Annotated in this window: 11 protein-coding genes; 8 read left to right on the plus strand and 3 right to left on the minus strand. The window is 53.2% G+C overall.

What is annotated here, in order from left to right:
• Nucleotides 1-844 precede the first annotated feature (844 nt).
• Entirely contained in the window at nt 845-1,051 is a 207-nt protein-coding gene (locus D9742_RS16690; protein WP_000424924.1) for a YbfA family protein, read from the minus strand.
• 312 nt (nt 1,052-1,363) lie between these two features.
• Between D9742_RS16690 and kdpF the strand changes: the two genes are divergently transcribed.
• The 6 genes from kdpF to kdpE are packed head-to-tail and all read left to right on the plus strand — an operon-like array spanning nt 1,364 to nt 9,129.
• Nucleotides 1,364-1,453, plus strand: a complete 90-nt coding sequence (gene kdpF, locus D9742_RS16695) for a K(+)-transporting ATPase subunit F (RefSeq protein ID WP_001365534.1) — start codon at nt 1,364-1,366, stop codon at nt 1,451-1,453.
• A complete protein-coding gene (gene kdpA / locus D9742_RS16700) occupies nt 1,453-3,126 on the plus strand; it encodes a potassium-transporting ATPase subunit KdpA (protein WP_130237629.1) in 1,674 nt (557 codons plus the stop codon). Before kdpF ends, kdpA begins: the two co-directional genes overlap by 1 nt.
• Nucleotides 3,127-3,148: 22 nt before the next feature.
• Nucleotides 3,149-5,197, plus strand: coding sequence for a potassium-transporting ATPase subunit KdpB (gene kdpB, locus D9742_RS16705; RefSeq protein ID WP_130237630.1), 2,049 nt, complete (start codon nt 3,149-3,151; stop codon nt 5,195-5,197).
• Nucleotides 5,198-5,205: 8 nt separating this feature from the next.
• On the plus strand, nt 5,206-5,778 hold the full coding sequence (gene kdpC, locus D9742_RS16710) for a K(+)-transporting ATPase subunit C (RefSeq protein ID WP_130237631.1): 573 nt from the start codon (nt 5,206-5,208) through the stop codon (nt 5,776-5,778).
• Nucleotides 5,771-8,455 (plus strand): two-component system sensor histidine kinase KdpD, encoded by a 2,685-nt coding sequence (gene kdpD, locus D9742_RS16715; RefSeq protein ID WP_130237632.1) that lies wholly within the window; start codon nt 5,771-5,773, stop codon nt 8,453-8,455. The genes kdpC and kdpD overlap by 8 nt, the downstream gene beginning before the upstream one ends.
• On the plus strand, nt 8,452-9,129 hold the full coding sequence (kdpE, locus tag D9742_RS16720; protein WP_130237633.1) for a two-component system response regulator KdpE: 678 nt from the start codon (nt 8,452-8,454) through the stop codon (nt 9,127-9,129). Before kdpD ends, kdpE begins: the two co-directional genes overlap by 4 nt.
• Nucleotides 9,130-9,291: 162 nt before the next feature.
• Here kdpE and pgm read toward each other — a convergent pair whose 3' ends face one another.
• Both pgm and seqA read right to left on the minus strand, forming a co-directional pair.
• Nucleotides 9,292-10,932, minus strand: a complete 1,641-nt coding sequence (pgm, locus tag D9742_RS16725) for a phosphoglucomutase (alpha-D-glucose-1,6-bisphosphate-dependent) (RefSeq protein WP_001297249.1) — start codon at nt 10,930-10,932, stop codon at nt 9,292-9,294.
• A 28-nt stretch (nt 10,933-10,960) separates the two neighbouring features.
• A complete protein-coding gene (gene seqA / locus D9742_RS16730) occupies nt 10,961-11,506 on the minus strand; it encodes a replication initiation negative regulator SeqA (protein ID WP_024180018.1) in 546 nt (181 codons plus the stop codon).
• A 184-nt stretch (nt 11,507-11,690) separates the two neighbouring features.
• On the opposite strand from seqA, the gene ybfF reads away from it, so the two are divergent.
• Both ybfF and ybfE read left to right on the plus strand, forming a co-directional pair.
• Entirely contained in the window at nt 11,691-12,455 is a 765-nt protein-coding gene (ybfF, locus tag D9742_RS16735; protein WP_130237634.1) for an esterase, read from the plus strand.
• A gap of 139 nt (nt 12,456-12,594) precedes the next feature.
• Nucleotides 12,595-12,888: a LexA regulated protein gene (ybfE, locus tag D9742_RS16740; RefSeq protein WP_064528940.1), complete on the plus strand. Its 294-nt coding sequence runs from the start codon at nt 12,595-12,597 to the stop codon at nt 12,886-12,888.
• The last annotated feature ends 122 nt before the right edge of the window (nt 12,889-13,010 follow it).

Genomic DNA, 13,010 nt, shown 5'->3' on the forward strand with positions numbered 1-13,010 from the left:
GTCCTGAATAATATTCCCGGGGAAAGTTACAACAGTTTCATTGAGATAATACTCCGTCATACTGGTATGAGTCCTTTTTAATAAATGAATTATTTATTGATGGGTTTTTATTTATTTTTTAGTCATGAAGGTGATATCCATCACCGTTTATCACACATTTTATCTTTCCAGCAATAATCACTAATAACATTAATCGATTAGCAATGTTTACAACGACCAGAACGGATACATCGTTATGTATTTAACAATCCCAATATATTCACCATGCAAATAAAACCACTAGTAACAGACACGCTACCGCCTCCATATAAAAATGGACATCTTATAAAATTGTATCTTGCATAGAAAAAGCTGAAATATCGGATGCGTTTTAATTATCAACTATAAATCTATAAGCTTTTTATTAACAACAACACATCTTATTGCATTAGATATGTTAACAATTAATTATTCTTAATATATCAATAAAGTATATATTACTCTCTTTACTATCTGCTTTTATTGCGCTAGCGATGTTAATAGCAAAATTCGGAATTTATTTAGATGCTGGAATGAGCAAAAGTGACAGGGGCTTTCTCACCTTACCCTGAGGTTTCAGGAAAGTGTGTAATGGAGTATGCAACCTAACTGAAGATTTCTGACGATATAGTTGCTTAGAGTAACAATGGAGGCGACCGCATCCTGAGCCGCCCTTTAAAAGGATACTATCGAAACTTGATGCTAAAACAGTGATGAAATGAATAACACGATGTAAACGTCTTCCATGTTAATTATCATGGAAGACGTTGATGTAAAACACCTAAACCAGCCCCCTGATACGAGGCTGGCTTAAGCGCGCAGGCAATCAGTAAAAATCACCGGTTGCCTTTTCGGCCTGATCCATCCACACCGGTTTGTCGCTGGTTTTCGACCAGACGCGGTGCAGGTAGCTGTAAAAGCGGGCGCGGTCTTTCCAGAAAAGCATGAAAGGCAGCGCCAGAACGCCCGCTGCAACCGCATAAGTACGGCGTAAAAAGATAAGCCATGCAGGATATTCTCTGTAGAGTTCCATACTTTTCTCCCCCTTTTGTATCTACCCGGTGAATGGCACCGGCAAAATGAATATGTTTATCTGATGAAAATAGTACCGCCTTTTGTGTAATTTTACTACTCGTCCGACCACTTATTTTTGCTTATTGATGGTTTATTTACATTAATTGTGTAATTAAGTTACATAAAAGTTAAATTAATACTAAACATTAGTTAAATCATGGCTTTTGCCATTTTTATACTTTTTTTACACCCCGCCCGCAGATTTTTGCGAAATCTTTGCAGCCAGAATTCTACCCTTCCGGTATCACTTTTAGGCCACTGGAGGTGCACTGTGAGTGCAGGCGTGATAGCCGGCGTGTTGCTGGTGTTTTTATTACTGGGTTATCTGGTTTATGCCCTGATCAATGCGGAGGCGTTCTGATGGCTGCGCAAGGGTTCTTATTGATCGCCACGTTTTTACTGGTGCTGATGGTGCTGGCGCGTCCCTTAGGTAGCGGGCTGGCGCGGCTGATTAATGATATTCCTCTTCCAGGTACGACGGGCGTTGAACGCGTACTCTTTAGCGCGCTTGGCGTCTCTGACCGTGAGATGAACTGGAAGCAGTATCTCTCAGCCATTCTTGGCCTGAATATGCTGGGGCTGGCGGTGCTGTTTTTTATGTTGCTCGGTCAGCACTATCTGCCGCTTAATCCGCAGCAGCTGCCGGGACTGTCATGGGATCTGGCGCTGAATACCGCCGTCAGCTTTGTCACGAATACCAACTGGCAATCTTATAGCGGTGAAACCACGTTGAGCTATTTCAGCCAGATGGCGGGCTTAACGGTGCAAAACTTTCTTTCTGCCGCCAGCGGGATTGCGGTGATTTTTGCCCTCATTCGTGCATTTACCCGCCAGAGCATGAGCACACTCGGGAATGCCTGGGTCGATCTGCTACGCATCACGTTATGGGTGCTAGTCCCTGTGGCGTTGTTGATCGCACTGTTTTTTATTCAACAAGGTGCGCTGCAAAACTTTCTGCCCTATCAGGCGGTGAATACCGTTGAAGGAGCGCAACAGCTGTTACCCATGGGGCCTGTAGCTTCTCAGGAAGCGATCAAGATGCTCGGTACTAACGGCGGTGGCTTCTTTAATGCCAACTCGTCGCATCCGTTTGAAAACCCAACCGCACTGACCAACTTCGTGCAAATGCTGGCGATCTTCTTGATCCCAACAGCGCTGTGCTTTGCCTTTGGCGAAGTGGCGGGCGATCGCCGTCAGGGGCGCATGTTGCTGTGGGCGATGTCGGTGATTTTTGTCATCTGCGTAGGCGTGGTGATGTGGGCAGAAGTTCAGGGTAATCCGCATCTGCTGGCACTGGGCGCGGACAGCAGCATCAATATAGAAGGTAAAGAGAGCCGTTTCGGCGTGCTGGTCAGTAGCCTGTTTGCGGTCGTGACTACGGCGGCTTCCTGTGGCGCGGTGATTGCGATGCATGATTCGTTTACTGCTCTCGGTGGCATGGTGCCGATGTGGCTGATGCAAATTGGTGAAGTGGTATTCGGCGGTGTCGGTTCTGGTCTTTACGGCATGATGCTGTTTGTCCTGCTGGCTGTGTTTATTGCCGGGCTGATGATTGGTCGTACACCGGAATATCTGGGTAAAAAAATCGACGTACGCGAGATGAAACTGACTGCACTGGCGATTCTGGTTACCCCGACGCTGGTGCTGATGGGCGCGGCGTTGGCGATGATGACCGACGCCGGACGTAGCGCCATGCTCAACCCTGGCCCGCATGGTTTTAGCGAAGTGCTGTACGCCGTGTCGTCCGCCGCTAACAACAACGGCAGCGCCTTTGCCGGATTAAGCGCCAACTCCCCATTCTGGAACTGTTTACTGGCGTTCTGCATGTTTGTCGGTCGCTTCGGGGTGATTATCCCGGTGATGGCGATTGCCGGTTCGCTGGTGAGTAAAAAGAGCCAACCCGCCAGCTCCGGCACGCTGCCAACGCACGGCCCGCTGTTTGTTGGCCTGTTAATCGGCACCGTGTTGCTGGTTGGCGCACTGACCTTTATCCCTGCCCTGGCGCTTGGTCCGGTGGCGGAATATCTCTCGTGATGATATTGAGTGAGCACTGAATATGAGTCGTAAACAACTGGCGCTATTCGAACCAACACTTGTCGTTCAGGCGCTGAAAGAAGCGGTGAAAAAATTAAACCCGCAGGCGCAATGGCGCAATCCGGTGATGTTTATCGTCTGGATCGGCAGTCTGCTGACCACCTGTATTAGCATCGCGATGGCAAGCGGTGCGATGCCTGGCAATGCGCTGTTTAGCGCGGCCATTAGCGGCTGGCTGTGGATCACCGTACTGTTCGCTAATTTCGCCGAGGCGCTGGCAGAAGGCCGCAGTAAAGCGCAGGCCAACAGTCTGAAAGGGGTGAAAAAAACTGCCTTTTCCCGCAAGCTGCGCGAACCGAAATATGGCGCTGCGGCGGACAAAGTTCCCGCCGATCAACTGCGTAAAGGCGATATCGTACTGGTAGAAGCTGGCAATATTATCCCCTGCGATGGTGAAGTCATTGAAGGGGGCGCATCGGTCGATGAAAGCGCCATCACCGGGGAATCGGCACCGGTGATCCGTGAATCCGGCGGCGATTTTGCCTCCGTCACCGGCGGCACGCGTATTCTTTCTGACTGGCTGGTGATTGAGTGTAGCGTTAACCCCGGCGAGACATTTCTGGATCGGATGATCGCGATGGTGGAAGGCGCGCAGCGACGTAAAACGCCGAACGAGATTGCCCTGACTATCCTGCTGATTGCCCTGACTATCGTCTTTTTACTGGCAACCGCCACGCTGTGGCCGTTTTCCGCGTGGGGCGGTAATGCAGTCAGTGTAACGGTACTGGTGGCGCTGCTGGTCTGTCTGATCCCAACCACTATTGGCGGCCTGTTGTCAGCGATCGGCGTCGCCGGGATGAGTCGGATGCTGGGCGCGAATGTGATCGCCACCAGCGGACGTGCAGTTGAAGCGGCAGGTGACGTTGACGTTCTGCTGCTGGATAAAACCGGCACCATCACGCTCGGTAACCGTCAGGCGTCGGAGTTTATCCCCGCGCAGGGCGTGGATGAAAAAACGCTGGCTGACGCCGCACAACTGGCTTCGCTGGCTGATGAAACGCCGGAAGGCCGCAGTATTGTGATCCTCGCCAAGCAGCGTTTTAACCTGCGCGAGCGCGATGTGCAGTCGCTCCATGCCACCTTTGTACCGTTTACTGCGCAAAGCCGGATGAGCGGGATCAACATCGACAACCGCATGATCCGTAAAGGTTCTGTCGATGCCATTCGCCGCCATGTTGAGGCTAACGGTGGTTACTTCCCTGCCGATGTCGATCAAAAAGTCGATCAGGTTGCGCGTCAGGGAGCCACGCCGCTGGTGGTGGTGGAAGGTTCCCGTGTGCTGGGCGTTATTGCGTTGAAAGATATCGTCAAAGGCGGCATTAAAGAACGTTTCGCCCAACTGCGCAAAATGGGCATTAAAACGGTGATGATTACCGGCGATAACCGTCTGACTGCCGCCGCGATAGCTGCGGAAGCGGGTGTCGATGATTTTCTCGCCGAAGCGACACCGGAGGCCAAGCTGGCATTGATCCGTCAGTATCAGGCGGAAGGCCGTTTGGTCGCGATGACCGGCGACGGCACCAATGATGCTCCGGCGCTGGCGCAGGCAGATGTCGCGGTGGCGATGAACTCCGGTACTCAGGCGGCGAAAGAAGCGGGCAATATGGTCGATCTCGACTCTAACCCGACCAAGTTGATCGAGGTGGTGCATATTGGCAAACAGATGCTGATGACCCGTGGCTCGCTGACCACCTTCAGCATTGCCAACGATGTGGCGAAATACTTCGCCATTATTCCGGCGGCATTCGCGGCAACGTATCCACAGTTAAATGCGCTGAACATCATGCGCCTGCATTCGCCCGACTCCGCCATTCTCAGTGCGGTCATTTTCAACGCCTTGATTATCGTCTTTTTGATTCCCCTGGCGTTAAAAGGCGTGAGTTATAAACCGCTTACCGCTTCTGCCATGTTGCGCCGTAACTTATGGATTTACGGTCTGGGTGGGCTGCTGGTGCCGTTTATTGGTATCAAAGTCATTGATTTACTGCTGACCGTTTGCGGTCTGGTGTGAGGTTTACCATGCGTGGATTACGTCCGGCATTATCGACATTTATCTTTCTGTTATTGATTACTGGCGGTGTTTACCCGCTGCTGACCACCGCGCTGGGGCAATGGTGGTTTCCCTGGCAGGCCAACGGTTCGTTGATCCGTGAAGGTGATACGGTGCGCGGTTCGGCATTAATCGGGCAGAATTTTACTGGCAACGGCTATTTTCATGGTCGCCCGTCGGCAACGGCAGAAATGCCTTATAATCCACAGGCTTCTGGCGGGAGCAATCTGGCGGTCAGTAACCCTGAGCTGGATAAACAGATAGCCGCACGCATTGCCGCATTACGGGCCGCGAACCCGGATGCCAGCACGAGCGTTCCGGTTGAACTGGTGACGGCGTCGGCAAGCGGGCTGGACAATAACATCACCCCGCAAGCGGCGGCCTGGCAGATCCCTCGCGTGGCGAAAGCGCGTAATCTCAGCGTTGAACAGCTCACGCAGCTGGTCGCAAAATACAGCCAACAACCGCTGGTGAAATATATCGGCCAGCCGGTCGTCAACATTGTCGAACTCAATCTGGCGCTGGATAAACTTGATGAATAACGAACCCTTACGTCCCGACCCCGATCGTCTGCTGGAACAAACTGCCGCGCCGCATCGGGGGAAGCTGAAAGTTTTTTTCGGTGCCTGTGCAGGCGTCGGGAAGACCTGGGCGATGCTGGCGGAAGCCCAGCGACTGCGGGCGCAAGGGCTGGATATTGTGGTTGGCGTGGTAGAAACCCACGGGCGGAAAGATACCGCAGCAATGCTGGAAGGTCTGGCTGTTCTACCACTGAAACGCCAGGCGTATCGTGGGCGGCACATCAGCGAGTTTGATCTCGATGCCGCCCTCGCCCGCCGTCCGGCACTGATCTTAATGGACGAACTGGCGCACAGTAATGCGCCAGGTTCTCGTCATCCCAAACGCTGGCAGGATATTGAAGAGCTGCTGGAAGCAGGCATTGATGTTTTTACTACCGTCAACGTTCAACATCTGGAAAGCCTGAACGATGTGGTCAGCGGCGTCACCGGAATTCAGGTGCGGGAAACCGTGCCCGATCCTTTTTTCGATGCTGCCGACGACGTGGTTCTGGTGGACTTGCCCCCGGACGATCTGCGTCAACGGCTGAAAGAAGGCAAAGTCTATATTGCCGGGCAGGCGGAGCGCGCCATTGAACATTTTTTCCGCAAAGGTAATCTGATCGCCCTGCGCGAACTGGCACTGCGCCGTACTGCCGATCGCGTAGATGAGCAAATGCGCGCCTGGCGGGGGCATCCTGGCGACGAGAAAGTCTGGCACACGCGCGACGCGATCCTTTTATGCATCGGGCATAACACCGGCAGTGAGAAACTGGTCCGCGCGGCGGCGCGGCTGGCGTCACGGCTGGGGAGCGTCTGGCACGCGGTGTATGTTGAAACCCCTGCCCTGCATCGCTTACCGGAGAAAAAACGTCGGGCAATTCTCAGCGCCTTACGTCTGGCGCAGGAGCTGGGCGCGGAGACGGCAACACTTTCTGATCCAGCGGAAGAGAAAGCGGTAGTGCGTTATGCCCGTGAACATAATCTCTGCAAGATTATTCTCGGTCGCCCGGCCTCACGCCGCTGGTGGCGTCGGGAAACTTTTGCTGACCGACTGGCTCGCATCGCCCCCGATCTCGATCAGGTGCTGGTCGCGCTTGATGAACCACCCGCCCGCACGATTAACAACGCGCCGGATAGCCGCTCTTTTAAAGACAAGTGGCGGGTACAAATTCAGGGATGCGTGGTTGCCGCCGCGTTATGCGCCGTTATCACCTTAATTGCCATGCAGTGGCTGATGGCGTTTGATGCCGCCAACCTGGTGATGCTGTATCTGCTTGGCGTGGTGGTGGTGGCGCTATTTTATGGACGCTGGCCTTCGGTGGTCGCCACCGTCATTAATGTGGTGAGTTTCGATCTCTTTTTTATCGCCCCACGCGGCACGCTCGCCGTCTCTGATGTGCAATATCTGCTGACCTTCGCGGTGATGTTAACCGTCGGGCTGGTGATCGGGAACCTTACTGCGGGCGTGCGTTATCAGGCACGGGTAGCCCGTTACCGCGAGCAACGCACGCGACACTTATATGAAATGTCCAAAGCCCTGGCGGTGGGCCGCAGCTCGCAGGACATCGCCGCCACCAGCGAACAATTTATTGCCTCCACGTTTCATGCCCGCAGTCAGGTGTTGTTGCCCGATGACAACGGTAAATTGCAGCCGTTAACACATCCGCAAGGAATGACACCGTGGGACGATGCCATCGCGCAGTGGAGTTTTGATAAAGGCCTGCCTGCGGGCGCAGGCACTGACACGTTACCCGGTGTGCCGTACCAGATTTTGCCGCTAAAAAGCGGTGAGAAAACTTACGGGCTGGTGGTGGTGGAACCGGGGAATCTGCGCCAGTTGATGATCCCGGAACAGCAGCGCCTGCTGGAGACGTTTACGCTGTTAGTCGCCAATGCGCTTGAGCGGCTGACGCTGACCGCCAGCGAAGAACAGGCGCGGATGGCAAGCGAACGTGAACAGATCCGCAACGCCCTGCTGGCGGCGCTTTCGCATGATTTACGCACTCCGCTCACGGTGTTGTTCGGTCAGGCAGAAATCTTAACGCTCGATCTGGCAAGCGAAGGATCGCCCCACGCCCGCCAGGCCAGCGAGATTCGTCAGCATGTGCTGAACACTACCCGACTGGTGAATAATCTACTGGATATGGCGCGAATTCAGTCCGGCGGCTTTAATTTGAAGAAAGAGTGGTTAACGCTGGAAGAAGTAGTCGGCAGCGCGCTGCAAATGCTGGAACCGGGTTTATCGTCGCCCATCAATCTTTCTCTGCCAGAACCGCTGACCTTAATCCACGTTGACGGGCCACTCTTTGAACGGGTGCTGATTAATCTGCTGGAGAACGCGGTGAAATATGCGGGTGCGCAGGCCGAAATTGGTATCGATGCCCACGTTGAGGGCGAAAATCTACAACTGGATGTCTGGGATAACGGCCCCGGTCTTCCGCCAGGCCAGGAGCAGACGATATTTGATAAGTTTGCTCGCGGGAATAAAGAGTCGGCAGTACCGGGGGTAGGGCTTGGACTGGCAATTTGTCGGGCGATAGTGGATGTACACGGCGGCACTATTACCGCGTTCAACCGACCGGAAGGTGGTGCCTGTTTTCGTGTTACACTTCCCCAGCAAACTGCCCCTGAACTTGAAGAATTTCATGAGGATATGTGACAAACGTTCTGATTGTTGAAGATGAACAGGCTATTCGTCGCTTTCTGCGCACGGCGCTGGAGGGCGATGGGATGCGCGTCTTTGAGGCCGAAACGCTGCAACGCGGCTTGCTGGAAGCGGCAACCCGTAAGCCAGATTTGATTATTCTCGATCTCGGCCTGCCAGATGGTGATGGGATTGAGTTTATCCGCGACCTGCGCCAGTGGAGCGCGGTGCCGGTGATTGTGCTTTCCGCACGTAGCGAGGAGAGCGATAAAATCGCCGCGCTGGATGCCGGAGCTGATGATTACCTGAGTAAGCCGTTTGGCATTGGCGAATTGCAGGCCCGCCTGCGTGTCGCTTTACGCCGCCACTCTGCCACCGCCGCGCCCGATCCAGTGGTGAAATTTTCCGATGTTACCGTCGATTTAGCCGCCCGCATGATTCACCGGGGTGAGGAAGAGGTGCATCTCACGCCGATTGAATTCCGCCTGCTGGCGGTGCTGCTCAACAACGCCGGAAAAGTGCTCACCCAGCGCCAGCTTCTTAACCAGGTATGGGGACCAAACGCGGTTGAACACAGCCACTATTTGCGGATTTATATGGGGCATCTGCGACAAAAACTGGAGCAAGACCCGGCCCGGCCTCGCCATTTTATTACTGAAACTGGGATTGGTTATCGGTTTATGCTTTAGGGGCTGAATTGCCGGATGCGGCGTGAACGCCTTATCCGACCTACAAAATAGCGCAAATTTAATATATTGCACCATCCTCGTAGGCCTGATAAGCGTAGCGCATCAGGCAGTCATAAGTAAAAAAGGGCGATCTTCCGACCGCCCTTTTCTTATTTAATGTGTTTACGCGTTTTTCAGAACTTCGCTAACAATCTCAACTGCTTCTTTCTCGATCTGCTTGCGATGTTCTTCACCGAGGAAGCTTTCGCAATAGATCTTGTATGCGTCTTCGGTACCTGACGGACGCGCGGCAAACCAGCCGTTGTCGGTCATCACTTTCAGACCGCCAATAGAAGCACCGTTGCCCGGAGCAGCAGTCAGGCGCGCGGTGATCGGGTCACCAGCCAGGGTGCTGGCGCTCACCATTTCCGGAGACAGCTTAGACAGCGCCGCTTTTTGTGCGGAAGTCGCAGCTGCCTGCAAACGGTTGTAGCTCGGCGCACCAAAGCGTTTTGCCAGTTCGTTGTAGTGTTCCTGCGGGTTCTTACCGGTGACAGCGGTGATTTCTGCCGCCAGCAGACACATAATGATGCCGTCTTTATCGGTGGACCACGGTGTACCGTCGAAACGCAGGAAGGACGCGCCCGCGCTCTCTTCGCCGCCAAAGCCGAAGCTGCCGTCGAACAGACCATCAACAAACCATTTGAAGCCTACCGGCACTTCTACCAGCTTACGGCCCAAATCGTTAACCACGCGGTCGATCATCGCGGAAGAAACCAGTGTTTTACCGACTGCAACATCTTTGCCCCACTGCGGACGGTGCTGGAACAGGTAGTTGATCGCCACCGCCAGGTAGTGGTTCGGGTTCATCAAACCAGCCGGAGTGACGATACCGTGACGGTCATAATCCGGGTCATTGGCAAACGCCAGATCGAACTTATCACGCAGCGCCAGCAGGCCCGCCATCGCACACTCGGAGGAACAGTCCATACGGATCGCGCCGTCTTTATCGAGGTGCATAAAGCGGAAGGTTTGATCGACCTGATCGTTAACAATGGTCAGGTTGAGGTTGTAATACTCGCCAATGCGCTTCCAGTATTCGATACCGGAACCGCCCAACGGATCAACGCCCAGCGTCAGGCCAGCTTTCTGAATCGCCGCCATATCAACGATATCGGCCAGACCTTCCACAAACGGCTGCACCAGATCTTGCTCTTTCACATGACCGGATGCCATCGCTTCGTCGAGGGAAATACGCTTCACGCCTTTCAGGCCATCGGCCAGCAGTGCGTTGGCCCTGTCTTCCACCACTTTGGTGACGTTAGTATCAGCCGGGCCACCATTTGGCGGATTGTATTTGATACCACCATCTTCAGGCGGGTTATGGGACGGCGTAATCACGATACCATCTGCCAGCGGTCCACCTTTTTTATTGTGAACCAGAATGGCATTAGAGACGGCAGGCGTCGGAGTGAAGCCATTGTTTTCCTGCACAATAACGTCTACCCCGTTCGCTGCCAGCACTTCCAGTACAGAAATAAACGCAGGTTCGGACAGGGCGTGAGTATCTTTACCCACATAGCAAGGGCCAGTGATGCCGTTTTTCGCCCGTTCTTCGGCAATCGCCTGAGCAATAGCCAGAATGTGCGGCTCGTTAAAGCTATGGCGCGCTGCACTGCCACGGTGACCGGAAGTACCGAATTTCACCGCATGCTCCGCATTCCCTGCTTCTGGTTTCAGTACATAATATTGCGCCGTCAGTTGGGCGACGTTTATCAAATCACTCTGCTGTGCAGGTTGGCCTGCACGATTGTGGATTGCCATTGCTTTGTCCTTTATCTGCAACGTTGTTTTAAATTGTCCCGCAAACCTTTTCAATCAATTCCGCCGGGAATTGCATCGACTGCATGATGTGTTCAATCATGCTGCATTTACGGCCAGTGTTAGTGTTGGTGATCACCCAATACGGCGTGCCTGGCACATGCTTCGGCTTGGTCTGATTACCATTTTTCAGCAGCGTCTGTTCATCTGCTGCAAAGTAAACGCGCGTGCGGCCGTGCAACGATTCCGTTGCCTCGGCAAACGCCTGGGCGTCAAGAGAATATAGTGTAGACAACAGCAGCATAAAGCGATTGACCGCTCGCTTTTGCTCTGCGTATTCATCGGAAAGCAGAAGTTCACGCATCGCGCGTACTTTGTCTTTCACCGTTTTGATCGGCTTCGCTTCGACGATAGCAGGCGACGCAATGCGAACCTCTTTCGTCACCGGAGCAGCAGGCTGTGATGCGGCGGAAAATTTCAACATACGCCGTAAAATGTCGGATGCGCTCTCGCCGATATGCTTAGTGTGGCTGGCAATATAGCTGTAGAGTTCATCATCAACTTCAATCGTTTTCATCTTAATCCAGTGCGGTGTCTTAGCTGAATACAAGTCGCCAGGAGTATATGAATAAATCCCGGCAGCGGATAGCGTCAAGCCTGGCTTGCAGAAAAAATCGGATTAAACCTTATTTGTTGCAGCCCTGTGGCACAATGGTCAACATAATACCCTAACCCAACTACACGAAAAAAAGAACTTTGCCATGAAATTGAACATCCGCGCGCAATCTGCACAAAATCAGCATAATAATTCTCCCATCGTCCTCGTCCACGGGTTGTTTGGTAGCCTTGACAACCTCGGCGTGCTGGCGCGCGACCTGGTAAACGATCACAATATCATCCAGGTTGATATGCGTAACCACGGACTTTCGCCACGAGATCCACACATGAATTACCCGGCGATGGCCCAGGATCTTGTTGATACTCTGGACGCGCAGCAGATCGATAAGGCGACATTTATTGGTCACTCCATGGGTGGTAAAGCTGTGATGGCACTGACCGCGTTGGCGCCCGATCGCATCGAGAAACTGGTAGCTATCGATATCGCGCCGGTGGATTATCACGTACGCCGTCATGATGAAATTTTCGCAGCTATCAACGCGGTCAGTGACGCCGACGCGCAAACGCGCCAACAGGCCGCAGCGGTGATGCGCCAATATATTAATGAAGAGGGCGTGATTCAATTCCTGCTGAAATCTTTTGTTGACGGTGAGTGGCGTTTTAACGTGCCAGTATTATGGGATCAGTATCCACATATTGTTGGCTGGGAGAAAATTCCGGCATGGAACCGCCCTGCTCTGTTTATTCCTGGTGGCAATTCCCCGTATGTTACTGAACAGTATCGTGATGATTTGCTGGCGCAATTCCCACAAGCACGGGCGCATGTGATTGCAGGCGCGGGGCATTGGATACACGCAGAAAAACCGGATGCTGTGCTGCGGGCTATCCGTCGCTATCTTAATGATTAACGCAACTGATTAAAAACCCAGCGTCCGCGCGGCATTCCGCGCGTGGGCGTTGGCGAGATTCCTCACGCTGTTGTATTATGGCGGGCTATCCATCCGGGCAGGCGCCTGGCTGATTGTTTCCCCCGAAGTCACCAAGATCATGGCCAAAGAACAAACGGACCGTACGACATTAGATCTGTTCGCGCACGAGCGTCGACCGGGACGACCGAAAACCAATCCGCTTTCGCGCGATGAACAGCTGCGTATTAATAAACGCAACCAGCTAAAACGCGACAAAGTACGTGGCCTTAAGCGTGTCGAACTGAAGCTGAACGCGGAAGCTGTCGAGGCGCTGAATGAGCTGGCGGAGTCGCGCAATATGAGCCGTAGCGAACTGATCGAAGAGATATTGATGCAGCAACTGGCGGCGCTGCGTAATCAGGGCATCGTTTAAATATCCACTTTCGTGTAGCACAGTGTGCAGTCCTGCTCGTTTGCTGATTCCGCAAGACTGCCTGTTCTGCTATGATTGCCTTTATCCGTGGGCAATTTGCCACCCCCATTTCAATAAGTTTC

It is taken from the genome of Escherichia sp. E1V33 (assembly GCF_004211955.1).
Classification (GTDB): Bacteria; Pseudomonadota; Gammaproteobacteria; order Enterobacterales; family Enterobacteriaceae; genus Escherichia.